This window comes from Bifidobacterium vespertilionis (assembly GCF_008698145.1).
GTDB lineage: Bacteria > Actinomycetota > Actinomycetes > Actinomycetales > Bifidobacteriaceae > Bifidobacterium > Bifidobacterium vespertilionis.
On sequence record NZ_RZNZ01000017.1, the window covers coordinates 48,756 to 69,395 of the forward strand.

At 65.2% G+C, this 20,640-nt stretch carries 16 protein-coding genes and 1 rRNA gene; 5 read left to right on the plus strand and 12 right to left on the minus strand.

Annotation, left to right across the window (positions count from 1 at the left end):
* Positions 1 to 10: 10 nt before the first annotated feature.
* The 4 genes from EMO90_RS10605 to dnaK all read right to left on the minus strand — a co-directional run bounded on the left by EMO90_RS10605 (position 11) and on the right by dnaK (position 4,377).
* Positions 11 to 604 (minus strand): heat shock protein transcriptional repressor HspR, encoded by a 594-nt coding sequence (locus EMO90_RS10605; RefSeq protein WP_150354571.1) that lies wholly within the window; start codon positions 602 to 604, stop codon positions 11 to 13.
* Between the two features lie 139 nt (positions 605 to 743).
* Positions 744 to 1,757 (minus strand): DnaJ C-terminal domain-containing protein, encoded by a 1,014-nt coding sequence (locus EMO90_RS10610; protein ID WP_150354570.1) that lies wholly within the window; start codon positions 1,755 to 1,757, stop codon positions 744 to 746.
* Positions 1,758 to 1,837: 80 nt separating this feature from the next.
* On the minus strand, positions 1,838 to 2,479 hold the full coding sequence (gene grpE, locus EMO90_RS10615) for a nucleotide exchange factor GrpE (RefSeq protein WP_150354569.1): 642 nt from the start codon (positions 2,477 to 2,479) through the stop codon (positions 1,838 to 1,840).
* A gap of 11 nt (positions 2,480 to 2,490) precedes the next feature.
* On the minus strand, positions 2,491 to 4,377 hold the full coding sequence (gene dnaK / locus EMO90_RS10620) for a molecular chaperone DnaK (protein WP_150354568.1): 1,887 nt from the start codon (positions 4,375 to 4,377) through the stop codon (positions 2,491 to 2,493).
* Between the two features lie 350 nt (positions 4,378 to 4,727).
* Between dnaK and EMO90_RS10625 the strand changes: the two genes are divergently transcribed.
* Positions 4,728 to 5,753 carry a LacI family DNA-binding transcriptional regulator gene (locus tag EMO90_RS10625; protein ID WP_150354567.1) on the plus strand — a complete coding sequence of 342 codons (1,026 nt, stop codon included), beginning with the start codon at positions 4,728 to 4,730 and terminating at the stop codon, positions 5,751 to 5,753.
* A 170-nt stretch (positions 5,754 to 5,923) separates the two neighbouring features.
* Here EMO90_RS10625 and EMO90_RS10630 read toward each other — a convergent pair whose 3' ends face one another.
* From EMO90_RS10630 to EMO90_RS10650, 5 genes are all read right to left on the minus strand, one after another.
* Entirely contained in the window at positions 5,924 to 6,685 is a 762-nt protein-coding gene (locus EMO90_RS10630; RefSeq protein ID WP_150354566.1) for a TraX family protein, read from the minus strand.
* A 56-nt stretch (positions 6,686 to 6,741) separates the two neighbouring features.
* Entirely contained in the window at positions 6,742 to 8,790 is a 2,049-nt protein-coding gene (gene pulA, locus EMO90_RS10635; protein WP_150354565.1) for a type I pullulanase, read from the minus strand.
* Positions 8,791 to 9,475: 685 nt separating this feature from the next.
* The gene (locus EMO90_RS10640; protein WP_223849803.1) at positions 9,476 to 10,357 is read right to left on the minus strand and encodes a sugar ABC transporter permease; all 882 of its coding nucleotides are present in this window, start codon (positions 10,355 to 10,357) and stop codon (positions 9,476 to 9,478) included.
* Positions 10,358 to 10,383: 26 nt separating this feature from the next.
* Positions 10,384 to 11,787: a carbohydrate ABC transporter permease gene (locus tag EMO90_RS10645; RefSeq protein ID WP_150354564.1), complete on the minus strand. Its 1,404-nt coding sequence runs from the start codon at positions 11,785 to 11,787 to the stop codon at positions 10,384 to 10,386.
* A 93-nt stretch (positions 11,788 to 11,880) separates the two neighbouring features.
* Positions 11,881 to 13,137, minus strand: a complete 1,257-nt coding sequence (locus tag EMO90_RS10650; RefSeq protein ID WP_150354563.1) for an extracellular solute-binding protein — start codon at positions 13,135 to 13,137, stop codon at positions 11,881 to 11,883.
* Between the two features lie 436 nt (positions 13,138 to 13,573).
* On the opposite strand from EMO90_RS10650, the gene EMO90_RS10655 reads away from it, so the two are divergent.
* On the plus strand, positions 13,574 to 15,304 hold the full coding sequence (locus tag EMO90_RS10655; RefSeq protein ID WP_150354562.1) for an alpha-amylase family glycosyl hydrolase: 1,731 nt from the start codon (positions 13,574 to 13,576) through the stop codon (positions 15,302 to 15,304).
* Positions 15,298 to 16,071 carry an HAD family hydrolase gene (locus tag EMO90_RS10660; RefSeq protein WP_150354561.1) on the plus strand — a complete coding sequence of 258 codons (774 nt, stop codon included), beginning with the start codon at positions 15,298 to 15,300 and terminating at the stop codon, positions 16,069 to 16,071. Before EMO90_RS10655 ends, EMO90_RS10660 begins: the two co-directional genes overlap by 7 nt.
* Positions 16,072 to 16,161: 90 nt before the next feature.
* Here the strand turns inward: EMO90_RS10660 and phoA are convergent, their stop codons facing one another.
* Complete coding sequence (gene phoA / locus EMO90_RS10665; protein ID WP_150354560.1) at positions 16,162 to 18,528, minus strand: alkaline phosphatase; 2,367 nt, start codon at positions 18,526 to 18,528, stop codon at positions 16,162 to 16,164.
* 296 nt (positions 18,529 to 18,824) lie between these two features.
* Between phoA and EMO90_RS10670 the strand changes: the two genes are divergently transcribed.
* Together EMO90_RS10670 and EMO90_RS10675 are read left to right on the plus strand one after the other, a co-directional pair.
* Positions 18,825 to 19,193 (plus strand): DUF4235 domain-containing protein, encoded by a 369-nt coding sequence (locus tag EMO90_RS10670; RefSeq protein WP_150354559.1) that lies wholly within the window; start codon positions 18,825 to 18,827, stop codon positions 19,191 to 19,193.
* Between the two features lie 80 nt (positions 19,194 to 19,273).
* Positions 19,274 to 20,053: a nitroreductase family protein gene (locus EMO90_RS10675; RefSeq protein ID WP_150354598.1), complete on the plus strand. Its 780-nt coding sequence runs from the start codon at positions 19,274 to 19,276 to the stop codon at positions 20,051 to 20,053.
* Positions 20,054 to 20,159: 106 nt separating this feature from the next.
* Here the strand turns inward: EMO90_RS10675 and EMO90_RS10680 are convergent, their stop codons facing one another.
* Positions 20,160 to 20,366 carry a hypothetical protein gene (locus tag EMO90_RS10680; RefSeq protein ID WP_190972066.1) on the minus strand — a complete coding sequence of 69 codons (207 nt, stop codon included), beginning with the start codon at positions 20,364 to 20,366 and terminating at the stop codon, positions 20,160 to 20,162.
* A 148-nt stretch (positions 20,367 to 20,514) separates the two neighbouring features.
* Positions 20,515 to 20,631, minus strand: a 5S ribosomal RNA gene (rrf, locus tag EMO90_RS10685).
* Positions 20,632 to 20,640: the final 9 nt, after the last annotated feature.

Genomic DNA, 20,640 nt, shown 5'->3' on the forward strand with positions numbered 1-20,640 from the left:
ACGGGCTGCCCTACAGCTCCGGCTGCCAGACCACCATGGTGGTCTGGGCCACGGCGTGGGCCGGAAGCGCCGGCGGCAGCAGAAGCGATTCCTCCTGCGAGGCCGGACCGGCGGTGATTTCGCGGGCATGGGCATGGATTTCGTGCCGCCACATGCGCGCGCGACGGGAGCGCTGGACCTCCACAATATCCCCATCCGCATCCGCCGCGAAGATGGACGATCCGGCGGGCCTGCGCAGACGGCGGACCTGCCGGCGCAGCTGGCGGTTCTCCTCCTGCAGTTCGAGGATGCGGGTGATGCCCGCGATGTTGATCGACTCGTCCTGGCTCAGATGCTGGGCCTGCACAAGGCGGTCCAGATCGCGCAGCGAGTAGCGGCGGGCGCCGCCGCCCGTGCGCTGGGGCTTGACCAGCCCCACGCGATCGTATTGACGCAGGGTCTGCGGATGCACGCCGGCGGCCTGGGCCGCCTGCGAGACCGTGAACACGGGCAGATTCACGTCGAAGCCCATGTCGTCCAGATCATCCAATTCCGCGCGGCCCTCCGTGAGCATGTGGGCGCAGAGGGCGTAGGCCTTGCGGATCTGCTGTGCGATGCGCGCCATCTCCGCGCTCCTTTCTCAACTCTCAACAATGTCTCAACGATGTCTCGGCAACGCCCGGCGCGGCCATGCCGGATATACAACGAAAAATGCGCATCCCGGGCGGGGCGCAGGCCCGACGCCCGGGATGGCTGGGAGGGGGTTACCGTTCTGCGGCGAGTTCCGCGGCGAAGTCGCCGCATGCCTTGCCGAATTCCTTGGCGGCGTGCTTGAGGACCAGTCCCGGCTTGGCGGGCACGTGGATCATCACGCGGCCAACCAGGTCGCCCGGCGTGTTGCCACGCTGGACGCCGGCGCCGCCGATGCGCACCTCGGTGCCAGAGGACGAGCCCGCGGGCACCTTGAAAGTGACCTCGTTGCCGTCGATGTCGTGCGCGGTGACCTTGCCGCCCTCGACGGCCTCGGCGACCGTGATCGGCAGATCCATGACGATGTCACGGCCGCGCATCTCGAACTTCGGGTCCGATTTGACGGTGACGGCCAGATACAGGTCGCCGTGCGGACCGCCGTTAAGGCCCGCGTGGCCCTTGCCGGCCAGACGGATCTTCTGCCCGTCCTTCACGCCGGCGGGGATGTGGGTCTTGAACTTGGACCCGTCCACGCTCAGCGAGACCGTGGCGCCCTTGATCGCCTGACGCAGGGTCAGCGTGACCTTGGAGTTGCGGTCCTCGCCACGCTTGGGCTGCGGGGCCTCCTCATAGGGCTGCTGGTAGCCGTATCCGCCCGCGGACTGCGGGCCGCCGGCCGCGCCGCCGAACATCGAGAAGATGTCGTTGAGGTTCGGGTTGCCGCCGCCGGAGGTGGTGAAGCGGATGCGCTGGCCATTGCCGCCCTGACCGCCGAACATCCCGCCGAACATGTCGGCGAAGCCGGAGGCGTCGAAGCCGCCCTGGCCGGAGCCGCCGGCGAAGCGGGCGCCGCCCATGCCGAACTGGCGGATGGCGTCGTACTTCTGGCGCTGCTCCTTGTTGCTCAGCACGTCGTAGGCTTCGGAGATGTCCTTGAACTTCTCCTCCGCCTCCTTGGTCTCGTTGAGGTCCGGGTGGTACTTGCGCGCCAGCTTGCGGTACGCCTTGGTGATCTCCTGCTCGCTGGCGTCCTTGGAGACACCGAGGACCTTATAGAAATCCTTGCTCAGCCATTCATTCTCAGCCATCCCATGTCTCCTTTCCTAAAGTGTTCATTCAGTCCTTACGAGAAGGCTCCCCTCGATGGGGAGGGGAGCCGAACCGTGTGTCAGTTCTGCGGGGAGGCGACCACGACGCGGGCGGCGCGGATCACGCGGTCACCGATGCGGTAACCGGCCTCCACGACCGTGTCGACGGTCTCCTTCTCGGCGGACGCGTCCGGCTTGTGCAGGATCGCGTCGTGACGGGTGGGATCGAAGTCCTCGCCCTTCTCGCCGAACTTCTCGACGCCGAACTTGGCGAAGGCCTTGTCGATCTTCGCCGCGACGGCGCTCATCGAGTCGTTGAGCTCGCCGTGCTCGCGGATGCGGTCGATGTCGTCGAGGGCGGGCAGCAGCGCGGTGAGCACGTCGATGATGCCGTGCTGGCGGAAGCGCTCCTGCTCCTTGGACGCGCGGTTGCGGAAGTTGATGAACTCCGCGCGCTCGCGCTGCAGGGCCTCGAGGTAGTCGGCGGCCTCCTTCTTGGCCTTGCCCAGCGGGGTCAGGGTGTCATCGCCCTGATCGCCGTCGCCGGCGGGAGCGTCGGCCTTGGGGGCCTGTGCGGGCTCTTCCCCGGCCGGGGCGGCCTTGGCGGATTCGCCGGCCGCACCGGCGGACGCCGCAGCCGCATCCCCCGAAGCGGGGGACTGCGCCGCGGCATCCGCGTCGGGCAGGTCGTTCAGGTAGTCGTCCTTGTTGAACTCAGCCATCGCGAGAACCCTTACTTGTTGTCCTTGTCGTCGTCGTCCACGACCTCGGCGTCCACCACGTCGTCGTCACCGCCGTTGGAGGCGGAACCGGACGCGGCACCGGCGCCGGCGGCACCCGCGGCGGCACCGGCATCGGCCGCGCCGGCCTGCGAGTACAGGGCCTGGCCGATCTTCTGGGCGGAGGTCATGAGCTCGCTCTGCGCGCTCTTGATCTTCTCGATGTCCTCACCCTTCAGGGCCTCCTTCAGGGCGTTCACCTTCTCGGTGACCTCCTTGGCGACCTCGTCGGAGAGCTTGTCCTTGTTGTCGTTGACGAGCTTCTCGGTCTGGTACGCGAAGGATTCGGCCTGGTTGCGGGTCTCGGCGTCCTCCTTGCGCTTCTTGTCCTCGGCCTCGTGGGCCTCGGCCTCCTTGACCATGCGGTCGATCTCGTCCTTGGGCAGGCCGGAGCCGCCGGTGATGGTCATCGACTGCTCCTTGCCGGTGCCCTTGTCCTTGGCGGACACGTGCACGATGCCGTTGGCGTCGATGTCGAAGGTGACCTCGATCTGCGGGACGCCACGCGGGGCCGGGGCGATGCCGGTCAGCTCGAAGGTGCCCAGCGGCTTGTTGTCGCGAGCGAACTCGCGCTCGCCCTGGTAGACCTGGATCAGCACGGAGGGCTGGTTGTCCTCGGCGGTGGAGAAGACCTCGGAACGCTTGGTCGGGATGGCGGTGTTGCGGTCGATGAGCTTGGTCATGATGCCGCCCTTGGTCTCGATGCCCAGCGACAGCGGGGTCACGTCGATCAGCAGGACGTCCTTGCGGTCGCCCTTGATGACGCCGGACTGCACGGCGGCGCCGACGGCCACGACCTCATCCGGGTTCACGGACTGGTTCGCTTCCTTGCCGCCGGTGAGCTCCTTGACGAGCTCCTTGACGGCGGGCATACGGGTGGAGCCGCCGACCAGCACGACGTGGTCGATGTCGTTGACGCTGATGCCGGCGTCGTGCAGCACGTTGTTGAACGGCGTGCGGCAGCGGCCCAGCAGATCGGAGGTCATCTCCTCGAAGTGGGCGCGGGTCAGGGTCTCATCCAGATGCACCGGGGTGCCGTCGGGGGTCATGGCCAGGTACTGCATGGAGATGGACGTGGAGGTGGAGGAGGACAGCTCCTTCTTCGCCTGCTCCGCGGCTTCCTTCAGACGCTGCAGGGCGATCTTGTCCTTGCTCAGGTCCACGCCGTACTTGTTCTTGACCTCGCCGACCAGCCAGTCGATGATCTTCTGGTCCCAGTCGTCGCCGCCCAGGTGGTTGTCGCCGTTGGTGGCCTGCACCTGAATGGTGGAGAAGCCGTCGTCATCCTTGCCGATCTCCAGCAGGGAGACATCGAAGGTGCCGCCGCCGAGGTCGAAGACCAGGATGCGCTCATCCTCCTTGCCCTTCTCCAGACCGTACGCCAGAGCGGCGGCGGTGGGCTCGTTGATGATGCGCAGGACGTTCAGGCCGGCGATGGTGCCGGCGTCCTTGGTGGCCTGGCGCTGGGCGTCGTTGAAGTACGCCGGGCAGGTGATCACGGCGTCCGTGACCGGTTCGCCCAGGTACGCCTCGGCGTCCCTCTTGAGCTTCATCAGAATCTGCGCGGAAACCTCCTGCGGGGTCCACTTCTTGCCGTCGATCTCCACGGACCAGTCGGTGCCCATGTGGCGCTTGACGGAGGAGATGGTGCGGTCGACGTTGGTGACGGCCTGACGCTTGGCCACCTCGCCGACCAGGATCTCGCCGGACTTGGAGAACGCGACCACGGACGGCGTGGTGCGAGCGCCCTCGGCGTTCACGATGACGGTGGGCTGACCGCCTTCCAGCGTGGCAATGCACGAATTCGTAGTACCCAGATCAATGCCTACTGCGCGTCCCATAATGTGCTCCTTTGTTGTTCGTTCGTTCTTACGTTCTTCGCTCAGGTCCCGTCCAGCGGTTCCATCGCCTTCCAAGACTTGAGCCTACATCACTCAACTTTTGTTCGCAACTTTTTATTCCCGACTTCCCCGAAGATTTCCCCGGGCGCGTCGCGCCGCCGGATCCCGCGCCGGCCGCCAGAACGCCACGCACGCCCAGGCCCGCCGCGGGCGCCGGCCGCCGCCCGTCCCGAGACACGCGTTTGCAGTCGGACTGCCAACGTTTGCAGTATGATTGTTTTCTCAGAGAAATCAGCGGTTCCGGCACAGCGGCCGGCAATCGCGGACCACGGGCATGCAGGAGGGCAATCATGGCAAAGGCAGACATCCACGCGGTCGCCAAGGCGGCGGGCGTATCCATCTCCACGGTGTCGCGCACGTTCACCCGCCCGGAACTCGTCTCCGCGAAGACCCGCAGCAAGGTGCTCGAGGTGGCGGACCGGCTCGACTTCAACATCTCCCGATCGGCCACCGCGCTCAAATCGGGCCAGACCTACCGCGTGGCGCTGCTCATGAACGAGGAGATCACCAGTTGGTTCAACACCGAGGTGTTCGCGGGCATCGAATCGGTCATGCACCCGGCCGGATACGACATCTCGCTCTTCCAGCACATCGACACCTCCGCCAACCGCCACGACTTCTTCACCAATCTGCCCATCAGGCGCAACGTGGACGCCGTGTTCGTGGCCTCCTTCGCGATCGACCCCCATGAGGTGGAGCAGCTGCGGCGCACCCGCGTGCCGATCATCGGCATCAACACCCCCTCCGAGGACGGCTTCGACGCCACGATCAGCATCGACGACGAGCAGGGCATGTACAAGGCCACCCAATACATGATCAATCTGGGCCACAGGCGCATCGTCTACACCTGCTCGCAGGCCGCCGAGACCATGCACGCCTCCATCGACGCGCGCGCCCAGGGCTTCATCCGCGCCTGCGAGGACGCGCAGGGCAAGGGCGCGGACATCACCTGGCAGGTGCTGCCGGTGCCGCGCGGACCCGAATTCGCCGATTCGGCGCTCGCCGCGCTGCTCACGCTGGACCAGTTCCCGGACGCGATCTGCTGCCAGATGGACATGATGGCCATCCCGCTGGTGCTCAAACTGGGCAAATACGGCCATGTGGCACCGCGCGACTACTCGATCATCGGCTTCGACGACAGCATCTACGCGGACACGCTCAATCTGGCCACCATGCGGCAGAACCCGTACGACATGGGCCGGCGCGCGGCCGTCAAGGCGCTCAGGCTCATCGGCGGTGAGACGCTGGACAACCCCCACGAGATCGTGGAGGCGCAGCTGATCCCCCGCGGCACGGTGACCCCGTTCGCCGGCTGACGGCCGCGGCCGCATGTCGGTTCTTTCCAACCTGCGCCCCGATTTGCGCAGGCTGGAAGGAATCCGCAGATTGGAAGCCCAATCAAGGCCCTACCGCGCAGGATTGTTCCAATCCGCGATTTCGAGGGGCCAGGTTGGAAAAAGAGAGCGGAAAATGAGGCGCCAGGGCGCTAGGCGACCAGCGCGACGGCGGCACCCAGGCACAGCAGGACGGGATAGACCGCATACAGGGCCCATTGGACGCGGGAATCGGGCTCGTAGCCCAGCTCGTCGTTGCGGTAGTGCAGCAGCATCACGCCGATGGCCGGGGCGATGCACAGCACGGCGCCCATCAGGCCCGCGGCGAACATCATCGTGTTCTCCCGGGCGCGCAGCCAACGGAAGATCAACGCGAACAGCAGGATCGCCGCGCCGGCAAACATCACGCGCTGGCGGACCCCCACGCCGAGCAGCAGGTCCCACAGCAGGCCGGCGATCACAAACAGCGCGGACATCGCCCATTTCGCGGCCCCGGAACCGGACCCGCCGCCGTACCGCCGGTCGGCCCAATCGAGCAGCATCAGCACGATCAGCGCAATCACCAGCCCCCACACCGGATTCTGCGAGCGCATGTCGAACGCGGTACCGGAGGTGGCCAAATCGTACGGCACCTCGCACACCACGGCGAGCGCGGCCAGCCTGCCCAGATACGCCGCCGGCCGGCGGGTGCGGCGATGCCCCTCCGCCAGCAGCCACGCGTAGATGGGAATCGCGGCCCAGGAGACCACCTCGCACAGGACCATCGCGGTCAGCGCGCCCATGTTGTCCGCCGTGGGGGCGCCCAGCAGGGCCGGCAGCAGCGTGGTGGATGCGACGGACAGGGCCATCAGGACCGCGCCGATGGTCTTGAGCCTTAGCGCGGTCAAGCCGCGGACGGGTTTGCGTTCGTTCATGATCTCAGCCTACATTCCTAATGGTCGACACGGGGCCGGCACGGCGATCGGCACGCTCACCGCCGCGCGCAACGCCAGACGGTGACGCTGTACGCGGGCAGCGACAGATGGCGGTCCTCGGCATGCGCGGGCGTGGTCGGGGCGCCGCCATCGCCCGTCCCATCGACGCCGGCGGAACAGTAGGCGAGGCGCCACACATCGGGCGCGATCTTCGCCACCTCGTCGTACGGCCCGGGCATCTCCAGCTCCACGGTGGACTGGATGCGCGCCTCGCCGGTCGGGTTGATGGCCACGCAATCGTTGCCCACGCGGAAGACGACCACCTCATCGGACCGGGGCACGATCATGCGGGCCCCGCCGAAGTACGCCGGGTTCTCGCGGCGCAGGCGGATCAGCGCCGCATAGTGCTCCACCAGCGCATGCAGGCGACGCGCGCGCCGCCAGTCCAGGCGGTTCAGCGCCGCCGGGCTGCTGAACGAGTCGGAGACGCCCTGCTTGGTGCGTGCGAACTCCTCGCCGCCCAGCAGGAACGGCACGCCGGCCGCGGTGAACACGATGCCCGCCGCCAGCCTGTTGGCGCGCATCAGGTCGTCGCACCCGGGGCCGTCGGCCGCATAATCGGCCGGAACGGGCATGCCCCGCATGGTCGCGCACAGCTTGTCCCACAGGGTCAGGTCGTCGTGCGCGGACACGTACTGGATCACCTGCGACACGCCCGCCGTCTCGCGCAAGGTGCCGCGCCAGGCGTCGGCTGCGTGGCGGATGTCGTCCGCATAGTCGGCGGCCGCGCCGGTCAGATAGCCGGGCACCTTCTGGTAGAACACATGCCCGCGCACCGCGTCGCGCGTCGAATCGCAGAAGGCGCCGATGCGCGGGTCCAGATACGGCAGGCCGCGCTTGTCCGCGAGGATCACGCCGGCACCGGGCTCCAGGGCGGTCTGGCGGGCCGACCACGGCTCGCCGTGCATCAGGATCGACGCGCCGTCCGGCAGGGCGTCCAGCGAGGCGCGGATCGCGTTCATGGTGTCCACGTCGATCAGGCCCATGAGATCGAACCGGAAGCCGTCCACATGGTATTCGCGCGCCCAGTAGGTCACGGAATCCACGATGTAGCGACGCATCATCGGATGCTCGGTCGCCACGTCGTTCGTGCAGGCGGAGCCGTCCGCGAAGGAGCCGTCCGCCCGCCGGCGCAGCGCGTATCCGGGGATCATGCGCTCGAACCAGTTGTCCGCGGAGAACATGTGGTTGTAGACCACGTCCATGATCACCTTGATGCCGGCCGCGTGCAGGGCCTGGATCATGCGCTTGCACTCGGCGATGCGGACCTCGCCATGGAATGGGTCGGTGCTGTAGGAGCCCTCCGGCACGTTGTAGTTGAGGGGGTCGTACCCCCAATTGAAGCCGCGTCCGGCCGATCCAAGAGGCTTGGATTCGTCGATCGAGCCGTAGTCGTAGAACGGCATGATCTGCACGGCCGTCACGCCCAGATGCCGCAGATAGTTGACGCAGGTGGGGAAGTCGCCCTCGCCGTCCACGGTGGTGTCCGCATGCGTGAAGGCCAGATACGTGCCGCGATGATCGGCGGGCACGCCGCTGTGCTCATCGTTGCTGAAGTCGCCGATGTGCGTCTCCCACACCACCAGTTCGCTCGCCGGCACGCGCGGGCGGCGATCATCCCGCCACCCCGTCGGATCCGTGCGCGCGAGATCGACCACCATGCTGCGTCGACCGTTCACGCCCGCCGCGCGGGCCCACGGGTCAGCCGTGCGATGCGTCTCGCCGTTCGGGAACCGGACCACGTAGTCGTAGTACATGCCATGGCCCACGCCGTCGCAGCGAACCAGCCAGGTGCCGTCCGCGCCCGATGTGAGCTCGTGGGACGCCACGGGATCGGCACCGCCCGGCTCGTCCGGGGAACCGGCTTCGAACAGCCGCAGCGTCGCACCGCAGGCCGTGGGGGCCCAGATGCGGAAGGTCGCGCCCTTGTCATCCGGGAACGCGCCGAGATCGTCACCGGCGTAGACCGGCAGGTCCGGGCACGGCAGGGCCTCCTCGGCCGGGGTCCAGTCGCCGATCGCCGTGGCGACAATCTGCTGCTCCATGGCAGTGTCCTTTCTTGGGAAATGGGTGTGAAATGAGACGCATCACGCGGTGCGGGCGGGCGGCGCGCGGCGGCACGTGGCGGCGCAGAATGAGCAAAATGAGCAAATCCAATGCCGTGTGGCACCACCGCGAGCGCTACCACATCCGATTCGCTCATTGCGCGGATCGCACAGCGCAAAATGAGCGGATTGGATGCGGTGGAGCCCGAATCGGGAGTGCAAGACATCCGATTTGCTCACTCTGCGAACCGCGCGATGCAAAATGAGCAAATCCATTGCCGCAAAGCCCGAATCGGAGGCTGAATCGGAGGCGCAGGACATCCGATTTGCTCATTGTGCGGATCACGCGCGGCAGAATGAGCAAATCCAATGCGGTACGGCGCTTCGGGAGCGCTCACACATCCGATTTGCTCATTCTGCGAATCGCACGGCAGAATGAGCGGATCCGATGTTCTGGGAGCCGAATCGAGGGGACAGGACATCCGATTTGCTCATTGCGCGGATTACGCGCGGCAGAATGAGCAAATCGGATGGGGTGGGCGGGAAGATGGCCGCTTTATCACGGCTCGCCTTCGGCCCTGCAATTAGGGACCGGCCTCCGGCCGGACTCAATCCAACCTTCGCCACCTTGGCGGCGGCTCAGGCTGAACCTATGGAACAGCCCACCGGGCTGTTCCACGACGACTCAGCCCTTCACCGCTCCGCTCATCGACTCCTGGTAGTAGCGCTGCATGACGATGAAGAGGATCGCGATCGGGATGGAGACGCACACGGCACCGGCGGCAAATCGGGCGTACCAGTCGTCGATGTACTCCTTGCTGAGCATCAGGTACAGGCCCAGCGCCACCGTGTAGTTCTCCTGCGTGCGGGCGATGGCCTTGGCGACCACGAAGTCGAGCCACGGGCCGAGGAAGCTCGTGATGGCCTGGTACACCAGCATCGGCTTGGAGATCGGGATGATGATCTTCGTGAACACCTGCCAGCGCGTGCAGCCGTCGATCATCGCCGCCTCGTCCAGGGACATCGGGATCGTGTCCATGTAGCCCTTCATCACGTAGAATCCGGCGCCCGAACCGGCCGAATAGACCAGGATCAGGGCGATCAGCACGGTGTGGCCCTGCGTCAGGCCCAGCGCCTTGAGGATGAAGTAGATGGCGATCACGGACATGATCGAGGGGAACATGCCCAGGATCAGGGCCACGTTCATGAACGTGCGGCGCATGCGGAAGCGCAGGCGGGACATGCAGTACGCCACCGACAGCACGAAGAACATGCTGATCACGCAGCAGAAGCACGCCACAATGAACGTGTTCATGAACATCTTCGGGAAGTTGAGCACACCGGTCTGCGTGAACAGCTTGATGTAGTTGTCGAACGTGTACTCGGTGGGGAAGAACGTGTTCGTGTAGGGGGCCGTGTTCTTGTTGAGGCTTTCGAGCACCACCCAGATGATGGGCAGCACCCAGATCACCGCCATGACGGCCAGGAACACGTGCACCACGATGTCCGCGGCCACTCGGCGCTTGTAGGTGTGGTGCGCCGGCTGGGCGCCCTGACCGGAGGACACGGAAACGGCCTTCTTGCTTGCGTTGCTCACCGGAATCCCTCCTCGTTCTTGTAGGAGCCGCTGTTGCGGTAGGTGATCAGGGAGACGACGGCCAGCACCACGAAGGTCAGGATGCCGATGACCGCGCCCAGGTTGTAGTTGTTGCGATCGACCGTGAGCTTGTACAGCCAGGTGATGAGCAGGTCGGTCTTGCCCGCGGTGGCGCCGACGGGCGTCGGATCGCCGCCGGACAGCAGGTAGATGACGTTGAAGTTGTTGACGTTGCCGGTGAATGTGGTGATCAGGTACGGCGTGAGCACGAAGATGATGTAGGGCATCGTCACGTGCGTGAACGTCTGCCACCAGTTCGCGCCGTCCACCTTGGACGCCTCGTAGAGTTCGGCGGGCACGTTCTGCAGGATGCCGGTGATCTGCATGATCGTGAACGGGATGCCCACCCACAGGTTGATGACGATCACGGTCACGCGCGCCCACGTGGCGTCGGTGAAGAACGGCAGCGGGCCGGTGGTCCAGCCCCACTCCATGAGCAGGCGATTGATCGCGCCGGTGGGCTGGAGCATCGTGCGCATCACCAGCAGGGACACGAACTGCGGCACGGCGATCGACAGCGAGAAGATCGCGCGCCAGAAGCCCTTGAAGCGGGTGGTGCGACGGTTGATGATCATCGCCATGAACATGCCGAGGAAGAAGTTGAGGAACGTCGCGAAGAACGCCCAGATCAGGGTCCATCCGAGCACGCTGCCGAAGGTGGAGAGGCTGATGTCCGCGCCGGAGTTGGACGAGAACAGCAGCTTGAAGTTCTCCAGCCCCACCCAGTCGAACAGCGTGACGTGGTTGGAGTCGTAGTTCGTGAACGCCATGGAGATCATGAAGATCAGCGGCAGCACGGTGAACACGGCGATGCCCACGGTGGGCAGGAACATGAGCGTGCGCTGGATGTTGCCGTCCAGCAGGTCATGCAGCTCGGCGGACAGCGTGGGGGCGCGGCCCTCGGACTTGGCGAGGACCTGGGCCTTGTAGGCGGAGGTGACGGACAGCCGCCACCACATCAGGAACAGGATGATGATGCACACGGTGGCCACGCCGTACAGCAGGATGACCACGGAGTTGTCGCCGGCCTCGTACTTCCAGAAGCCGTTGATCTTGACCTTGCGCTGCTCCACATCGCCCAGGGAGGGCAGCTTGGACAGGTTGGTGGCGCCGGAGCGCACCATGAAGACGATGAAGCCGATCTCGCCGGCCAGGTAGATCAGGCCCTTGAGGTACTGCTTGCGCGCAATGTTGCCGAGGCCGAAGACGACGGCGGAAAGCCTGGTGAGCACGTCGCCCTTGGCGAGGGCCTCGCGCAGGATGTATGGGGAGGGTGCGAAACCGCTCTTGGCGCGGCTGCGTCGCCGTGCGACGGGTTTCGCCGAAACGGATGCTGTCATGATGCTTCTTCCATCTGCGGTGTTCGGGGAAACCGGCGCCCCCATGAGGCGGGGACGCCGGTCATTTCAGGAGAAAGGAGAGGAAGGGAACGATCACTTGAAGTTGTAGCCGGAGGCCCACGCCTCGGTCTTCTCGGCCGCGTTGTCCACGGTGACCTCGCCGTTGAGGATGCCCTTGCCGAAGGACTCGGCGGGCTTCCAGAAGTCGGCCATCTGGGAAATGACGGGCTGGACCACGGAGGCGTTGTTCACGGTGTCGATCTGGGCCTTGGCCATCGGGTCGGCGGCGATCGCGGAATCCGAGGCCAGGGACTTGTCCGACGGGATGATCTGGCGCATGTCGTAGTGGGCCTTCTGGGCCTCGGTGGAGCCGAGGTAGGCGGCGAACATGGCGGCGACCTCGTAGTGGTCGGTGTTCGGGTTGTAGCCCACGGCCTTGGAGCCGGCGAACGGGGTCAGCTGCAGCTGCTGGCCGTCGACGGTGAAGGTGGGCGGCACAGCCACGCCGTAGTTGTCGCCGAGCGCCTCCTTGACCTTGGCGGCGTCCCAGGAGCCGGAGAAGAGCGCGTCCACGGTGCCGTTCTGCATGCCGGCCAGACCGGCGCCCTCGGCGCCGTTGACGTAGTTGGGGTTCTTGCTCATGTTGACGAGGTACTTGGTGATGCCCGCGGCGTGGGAGCCGAGCTTGAGGCCGTCGGAGGCGGTCAGGCTGTCCTTGCCGAACAGGGAGGCGCCGGAATCGCCCATGTAGAAGGCCGGCAGGTGCCAGGAGTCGCCGATCAGGTAGGAGACCTTGCCCTTCTCGAGCATGGTGTCCAGGGACTTGACGTCCTGCTCGGTGAACTTGGACTTGTTGTAGTACATGAACCAGGTGTTGCCGGTGAACGGAACGCCGTAGACCTCGCCGTCCTCGCCGGTCACGGACTGGATCATGACGTCGCTGTTCTGCTGCTTGACCTGCGCCAGGCCGTCGTCGGACAGCTGGCCGATGGCCTTGGCGTCGATCAGGGTGCCGAGCTGGTCGGAGGCGAACAAGTAGACATCGGCCGCGGCGGACGGATCCTGCTTGACGGTGGTGCCGGCGTCGGCCTCGGAGACCACGGAGTTCTTGAACGTGATGTTGTACTCGGGGTGCGCCTGCTTGAAGGCCTCCTCCATCTTGGGCAGCCAGGAGTTGGAATCGGTCTGGTCCTCCTGCGGGGCCCACACGGTGAGCGTGACGTCCTGTGTGCCGCCGGATGCGGTGTTGGATGCGGTGTCGCCGGAGCCGCCGGACGATCCGCACGCGGAGACGCCCACGAGCATCGCGAGCGACGCGACGCCTGCCATGATCTTGTTGAATGCCTTCATCGTTGTCCTCCTTGACCGTGCACGCCATGTACGCGGCGATGCACATTTGCTCTGTATGCTCCGATGCGGCGGGCCCCGCGCTTTCGTTGCGCGGATGCGGCCAACCGATCAAATGATTGCAGTATATCCATTTCTGAATGCGTTTGCAAACATTGCGCAATCGGCGTGTTGTGCGCGATTGTTCAAGACATGTTCGCTTTTGTGCATGTGAGCGATCTCAGTCAGGCAGATATTGCAACAATCGTTGTAATATAGCCGTTTTCAAGTCACGCGCGCTATGCCCGGCACCACTTCGCGACCCGTCGGATCCCCGTATCCCAGCCCCGATGTGCTATATTGAGATCGTTTGCACAACACTGACCGGCCGACGCTGCCCGATCTTCAAGCGCCGCAATCCCAAGCCGTGCCCCACCGCAATCCACCGAAAGGAACGCCCATGCCCACCACCGGCAACGCACACCCGTCCTGGCTTTCCGAAGCCGTGTTCTACGAGATCTACCCACAGTCCTTCGCCGATTCCAACGGCGACGGCATCGGCGACATCCCCGGCATCACGGCCAAACTCGACTACATCCGCGACCTCGGCTGCAACGCCCTGTGGATCAACCCCTGCTACGACTCCCCGTTCAAGGACGCCGGGTACGATGTGCGCGACTACACCAAGGTCGCCCCGCGCTACGGCACCAACGAGGATCTGATCTCCCTGTTCGACGCCGCGCACGATCGGAACATGCACGTGCTGCTCGACCTCGTCCCCGGCCACACCAGCGAGGAGCACGCCTGGTTCCAGGCCTCCGCCCGGCCCGACCCCGCCGATCGCGTGGTGGACGCGGCCCCGGGTGCCACGACTCCGGACGGCACAGCTCCGGGCGACACGGCCGATCATGCCGGCGGGCGGGCCAACGTCTCGGAACTCTACATCTGGACCGACTGCTGGATCTCCGGCGGCGACGGACTGCCGTTCATCGGCGGCGAGACCGAGCGCGACGGCACCTACATCCTCAACTTCTTCAAATGCCAGCCAGCCCTGAACTACGGCTTCGCGCACCCCAGCCAGCCGTGGCAGAAGCCCGCGCTCGGCCCGGATGCCCTCGCCACCTGCGATGCGCTGCTGGACGTGATGCGCTTCTGGCTGTCCCGTGGCGCCGACGGCTTCCGCGTGGACATGGCCGACAGCCTGGTCAAGCATGACGAGGACGGCAAGCCCTACACCATCCGCACATGGCAGCACATGTTCGCCCAAATCCGCCCGGAATTCCCCGAAGCCGCGTTCGTGTCCGAATGGGGGCGCCCGCACGAGTCGATGGAGGCCGGCTTCGACATGGACTTCTACCTCGACTGGCGATGGGACGGCAAGCCGAACGGATACAACCGCCTGCTGCGCAACACGGACACCCCGCTTGCGCACGGCGGCGACCGCAGCTACTTCAACGCCGACTCCGGCGCGTCGATCACCCCATTCCTGAACGAATATCTGCCCCAGCTGCGCGACTGCGAGCGCGCCGGCGGCCGGTTCAGCCTGATCACCTGCAACCACGACACCCTGCGCACGGCCCAGCGGCTCACCGAGCGGGAGCTGAAGATCGCCTACGGCATGATCCTGACCATGCCCGGATGCCCGTTCGTCTACTACGGCGACGAGATCGGCATGCGATACATTCCGCTGCCCACCTTCGAGGGCGGATACGTGCGCACGGGCAGCCGCACGCCCATGCAGTGGGGTGGCGACGATGCGGCGATCGAGTCGCGGTACCTGCCCATGGACGCGGCCCCCGGATCGCCCACGGTGGCCACGGAGGTTCTGCGCGACGATTCGCTGTACCACTGGATCCGTCAGGTGCTGGCCATGCGCGCCGATCGCCCGGCGCTGCGGTCGGACGCCGCGTTCGATGTGGTCGCCGCGCCGGAGGAGGGACGGGCGTTCGCGTTCCTTCGCACGGCCGCCGAGAACGGCGACGAGCCAGTCGACGGCGAGACTCCGAGCGATCGCGTGCTGGTGGCGATGAATCCGGGCCGTGGAACGGAGACGATCGATGTGCCGGCTCCGCGTGCCGCCGCGATGGCCAGCGGCGAACCGTTGCACATCGGCGTCGTCCATTCGGAACGCGCGGCCGACGGCATGCGGATCGTACTGGGACCGCAAAGCTTCGCGGTGCTGCCATGGTAGGGCATGTCATCCCGGCCGGGAAGGACGTGCGGGCGATCTTCTTCGACCTGTACGGCACGCTGGTGGACATCCGCACCGATGAGTCCTCTCCGGAGGCGTGGACAGCCCTATGCGAGGCAGTCGCACGCATTGACCCCGAATCGCCATACCGCACCGCGGATGATGTGCGCGATGCCTTCGAATGCGCGATGGAGCTGCGCAGGCCCGCGAGCGCCGGCGAGGATTACGAACCGGATATGCTGCCCGCCTACCGGGCGTTGGTTCCCGGCCTGTCCGGACCTCGGCGGGATGAGGCGGCACGCGAGTTGGCATGGACGTTCCGCAAGGCCAGCACGCGCATGATCGGCCTGTATCCGAGCGCGATCGATCTGCTGCGCAGGCTGGGCGCATCCGGGCGGCGCGTGGCGCTGGTGAGCAATGCGCAGGCCTGCTACACGCGGCCGGAACTGGACATGCTGGGGCTTACGCCGCTGTTCGACCAAGTGGTCATCTCCAGCGAGATGGCGGTGCGCAAGCCGTCGCCGGCGATCTTCCGCAGGGCGTTGGAGGCGATTGGATTGGCGGACGATCCAAGCCGCGCGCTGATGGTCGGCAATGATGTGCGATGCGACATCCTTGGCGCCGCCGGCGCGGGCATTGCGGGCGCGTATATGCGCACGGCGATCTCCCCGCAGGACGATCCGCCCGTCTGCGAGCGCGCGGCTCTGTCCTTGGATGGACCCGATTATGCGGCGCTGATGGAGTGGCTGAATATCCCTGTGCACTAACCGCGCAACAACGAATTGGGCCCCGTCATAAGGCGGGGCCCAATTGCTATTCAGCTAGGCTGCGATGCGCGATGCGCGTCGCGAGTCGGCTCAGATGGCGTTGGCGGTGAAGGCGACGCCTTCATCCTTCCAACCGGTCACAGCGGTGAGGGTCTTGTACTCATCCTCGGAAGCGGTGAACACGTGGTGGCCATCGTAGGTGTTGTACAGACGGTGGACAGTCAGAGCGCCGTTGGCCGGAGCGTAGAAGGCAGTGCCCTCGTAGGTCCAACCGGCGGCCTTCAGGGAGTTGACCTCGTCAGCGCTGGTGGTGAAGACGTGATCGCCGATGAAGGGGTTGTAGAAACGCTCCACGGCGACGGCGCCTTCGGTGCCCTCGGGGACAGTGGTGAACGGAACACTCTCACGGGTCCAGCCGGCGGCGGTCATGGTGTTGACCTCATCGAGGCTGACGGTGATCATGTGGTCGCCGTTGAAGGGGTTGTACATGCGGTACACCTTGACCTTGGCGGCCGGGCCGTCGGCGTCGAGGGTGAGCTCGACGGACTTGCCGGACTGGCGGCCGGTGACGGTCACCACGTCGCCCTTCTTGGCGCCGTTGAGCGCGATCTTGGTGGTGGCGGTGGTCTCGACGCGGATGCCGGAGACCGGGGTGGTCTTGGCGGAGGCGTCCTTCACCTTGCCGTCGGCGCTCTTGAGCTCGTAGGAGAGGACCGCATCGCCGTTGAAGCCGGTGGCCTCGACGGTGCCGTCCTTGTAGGCCAGCTTGGCGCCGTCGGACAGCTTGTTCTGGGCGGCGGTGTCGGTGGCCAAGCCAAGGGCCTTGGCGATGGTGTAGAAGTTGTCGGTCTGGTCGGTCAGGCCATCGACGCGGGAGGCGCCGGGGCCGGAGGCGGCGATGCGCAGCTGGGTGCCGGTGTGGCTCATGTTGCCCTGAGCGCCGTCGAACTTCTCGTCGGTGTTGGCGTCGCCGTTCTCACCCTGGGTGTACTTGTCATCGTCGATCGGGTTGCCGTTCTCGTCCTGGTAGACCGGGGCCTCGGAAGTGCCGTAGGAGACGACCATCTTCTCGCCGAGCTTGTTCTGCAGGACGGTGCTCAGCGCGTAGTACGGCTGGGACTCAACGATCTGGGAGGTGTGGGCGTGGTCGGCGGTCACGATGATCAGGGTGTCCTTGAGGTCCACCTTCTTCAGCGCGGCGGAGATGGCCTTGTCGAGGTCGTCGGTCTCGCCGATCTGGCCGCAGGCGTTGGCGTTGTGGTCCTGCTTGTCGATCGAGGCGCCCTCGACCTGCAGGAAGAAGCCGTTGTCCTTGCCATTCTTGTTGCCCTGCAGCAGGGTGATCGCCTTGTCGGTGAAGTCGGCGAGGGAAGCGCCCTGGTTGCCGAGCCACTTATCGTTCACGGTGCACTGGGTGGGGTGTTCGTCCTTGGCCGGGTCGGCCTTGGTGGCGACGGACGGGTTGTACTGGGTCGGCAGGTTGCCGTCGCCGAGCAGGGCGAGGACCGGCTTGTCCTGGTTGGCTTCGCTCAGGGCCTTGAAGCCGGCGACGTCACCGGACTGCACGGTCTGGAAGCCGCGATCGGCGGCCTGCTTCCACAGGGTGTTGCCGTTCTCATCGAGCTGGTTGAAGTACTTGGAGCCGCCGCCGATGGTGACGTCGGCGCGGGTGTCGAGCAGCTGCTCGGAGATGGAGCCGATGCCGCCGTTGACCTTGAGCTGGTCGGCGAGGCAGCGCTTGGCGGCTTCGGCGGCGCCGTCGGAGGCGTCGATCTTGCCGTCCTTGTTGGTGTCGGTCTTGCCGTCCCACTTGCCCTGCGGGCCGTAGCAGGCGCGCTCGGTGGAGTGGGATTCGAGGACGGCCGGGGTGGCGTCCTGGATCTCGGAGGTGGTCACGTTGCCGGTGGCCTTGCCGGCGGCCTTGGCGAGCTCGATCAGGTTGAGCTGCGGGTTGCCCTTGACGTCCACGTCCACGGCGTTGTTGTAGGTCTTGGTGCCGGTGGCCCAGCTGGAGCCGGAGGCGGAGGAGTCGGTCACGGGGGTGATCACGCCGGCGGTCTTGGAGCCGGCGAGCTGACCATTCTTGTCCTTGGCCACGAGGCTGTCGTTCGAGCTGGCGCCGAGCGAGAAGGTGGTGTACTGGCCGGTGCCGACCTCGGTGTCGCCGAGCTTGCCCGGCTGGCCGATCTTGTCGAGACCGTCGAAGGTGCCGTTCACGCCGTGCAGGTAGTTGCGGGCCACGGTGATCTCGGAGTCGCCCATGCCGTCACCGATGAAGAGGATGACGTTCTTCGCGGTCTTGGAGCCGATCGTGGCGATGCGCTGCGCGCCACCGTGCACGGACAGCTCGTCAACGCTCTTGCCATCGGTCGCGTTGGCCATGCCCGGAACCGCCGCCAGCATGGCGAGCGATGCGACGGCCGCGCAGGCCGCCTTGAGTCCCTTGTGCTGCTTCACTTCAGTTTCCTTTCGTCGCTGGGCTCCGGCCGTCTCGCATGCATGCCGACGGCGATGCCGCGTTCCGGCGGCATTCGGTCCAGTTGCGACTTAGCATCGGCCCGTCATGCAACCGCAAAACGACATTCACGAATCACGTCAGGTAACTTCAGGTGAATTATCAGCAAACACTCAGGATAATGAGTGTTGTTTTCATCTAGTTACGTAGTTTATGTAGTCGCAACGCAATTGTCATTCACAGCATGTCCATCGATCGACGATTAATGCGAATCCCCCATCGTGGGATAATGGGGACCATGACCGATTACCGTGACTACGGCTCCTCCACCGCCGATGATGTGGTGGCCAAGCTGGAGGCCGTCAACGCGAAGGTGGACGAGATGCGCAAGAACATGGAGAACGATCCCGATTCCATGGGCGACAAGATCCTCAAGGCCGCCCTGCCTTCGATCACCGGGCTCGTTGCCGGCAAACTGTTCCAGATGGTATGGGATCGTGGCACAGCCAAGCGATTCGGCGATGTGAAGGGCGATTCCGTCAAGGGACTGCTGCTGAGCGTGGCGTTCGCGGGCCTGTCCGCCGCCGTCGGCGCCGCGGTCTCGCAGCTTTCGGACCGCAGCTCGCAGGCCATTGTGGACCGCCGGCACCGCAAGGCCGGAAAATAGAAACCGCATTCCCGCAACTCATTCCCAGAGCGGAATGCTGGACAGGTGCCCATGGCCGGCGCGATACTGGAGGCATGGCATTGATTTCCAACTCCACCATCGAAGCACTGCTCAACCGCCGTTCCATCCGCGCCTTCGCGCAGGAACCCATCGACACCGACACCGTCGAGACGCTGGAAACCGTGGCCCAGCACGCCGCCTCCAGCCAGTACCTCAACGATTGGTCCGCCATCCGCGTCAAGGATCAGGCGCTCAAGGACCGCATGGCCCAAATCGGCAACCAGCCGTACATCGCCACCGCTCCGCTGCTGTATGTGTTCGTGGCCGATGAGCACCGCAACGCGCTGATCGCCGACACCAAGGGTGTGCCGACCGATCCCGATTCCTACGGTCTGGCCGCCAGCTACCGCTTCACGCAGGCGCAGAACGATGCCGTGCTGGCCCTGCACGCCATGGAGACCGCAGCCTATTCACTCGGCCTTGGCTGCGTGATCCTCGGCTCACTGCTCAACGATGTGCCCGGCCTGATCGAGGCGCTTCACCTGCCCGAATACACGTATCCGGTTCTGGGCCTTGCGATCGGCAAGCCGGCGCAGGATCCGGCCGTCAAACCACGTATGCCGCGCGATCTGCAGTTCTTCGACGACACGTATCCGTCCGATGATGAGGCGGATGCGGCGATCAAGTCCCGCATCGCCGATTTCGATGCCACCGTGCACGAATATTACGATCTGCGCCACGCCGATCGTCCCGTTGATGCCTTCAGCGATCAGATCGCCAAGCTCGCCGCCCAGCAGATGGATGACGCTCACAAGGTCCTTCCCCTCGCCAAGTCCCAAGGCTTCCGTCTGGAGCGCTAGCTGGGAGTTCTTCCCACACTGCAAGGTTGGGTGATGGAAACCGCCACCCAACCTTGCCCTCCCGCTCATCCGTCCCGACAGGAGCCCCAAAAATCATCTCGCCACGTCAGCGTCGCCGTGGCTTGTAGCCTTTCTTTCTGCTATGCGGCTTCAATTGCTGATTGAACGGCACATACACATGGGCACTGGCCGGATCATGGCTCGTCAAATGCCAAGTGCCACAGTATTGGCACCGATACACCCACAGCTCCGTTCCCCGCTCCGCCCAACTCTGGTCAGCGGCATGCTGCGCCTGCGCCTTGTCGTGATACATGATCTTGTTCGAGGTAGCGCATCGTTTAGGAGTGAAGTAGTGAGCCATAACGGTTTGAGTGTAACCACGATTGAGGACCGGATTGAATATAAAAAGAGGGGTTTGTTCGGCGGCGTAACCGTCAAACAAACCCCTCAATAATGAATAATTGCGGCGGTGTGCTACTCTCCCACACCCTATCGAGTGCAGTACCATCACCGCGCCAGGCCTTAGCAACCGGGTTCGGAAAGTAACCGGGCGTCACCCCTGGGCCATGACCACCGCAAAACCCCAA

Bases quoted from the DNA above. Each gene is read 5' to 3' on its own strand.
- EMO90_RS10645 (WP_150354564.1), bottom strand. From the start codon at position 11,787: ATGACAGCATCCGTTTCGGCGAAACCCGTCGCACGGCGACGCAGCCGC.
- dnaK (WP_150354568.1), bottom strand. From the start codon at position 4,377: ATGGGACGCGCAGTAGGCATTGATCTGGGTACTACGAATTCGTGCATT.
- EMO90_RS10630 (WP_150354566.1), bottom strand. From the start codon at position 6,685: ATGAACGAACGCAAACCCGTCCGCGGCTTGACCGCGCTAAGGCTCAAG.
- EMO90_RS10650 (WP_150354563.1), bottom strand. From the start codon at position 13,137: ATGAAGGCATTCAACAAGATCATGGCAGGCGTCGCGTCGCTCGCGATG.
- EMO90_RS10660 (WP_150354561.1), top strand. From the start codon at position 15,298: ATGGTAGGGCATGTCATCCCGGCCGGGAAGGACGTGCGGGCGATCTTC.
- EMO90_RS10625 (WP_150354567.1), top strand. From the start codon at position 4,728: ATGGCAAAGGCAGACATCCACGCGGTCGCCAAGGCGGCGGGCGTATCC.
- EMO90_RS10655 (WP_150354562.1), top strand. From the start codon at position 13,574: ATGCCCACCACCGGCAACGCACACCCGTCCTGGCTTTCCGAAGCCGTG.
- EMO90_RS10610 (WP_150354570.1), bottom strand. From the start codon at position 1,757: ATGGCTGAGAATGAATGGCTGAGCAAGGATTTCTATAAGGTCCTCGGT.
- pulA (WP_150354565.1), bottom strand. From the start codon at position 8,790: ATGGAGCAGCAGATTGTCGCCACGGCGATCGGCGACTGGACCCCGGCC.
- EMO90_RS10605 (WP_150354571.1), bottom strand. From the start codon at position 604: ATGGCGCGCATCGCACAGCAGATCCGCAAGGCCTACGCCCTCTGCGCC.
- grpE (WP_150354569.1), bottom strand. From the start codon at position 2,479: ATGGCTGAGTTCAACAAGGACGACTACCTGAACGACCTGCCCGACGCG.
- EMO90_RS10680 (WP_190972066.1), bottom strand. From the start codon at position 20,366: ATGTATCACGACAAGGCGCAGGCGCAGCATGCCGCTGACCAGAGTTGG.
- EMO90_RS10670 (WP_150354559.1), top strand. From the start codon at position 18,825: ATGACCGATTACCGTGACTACGGCTCCTCCACCGCCGATGATGTGGTG.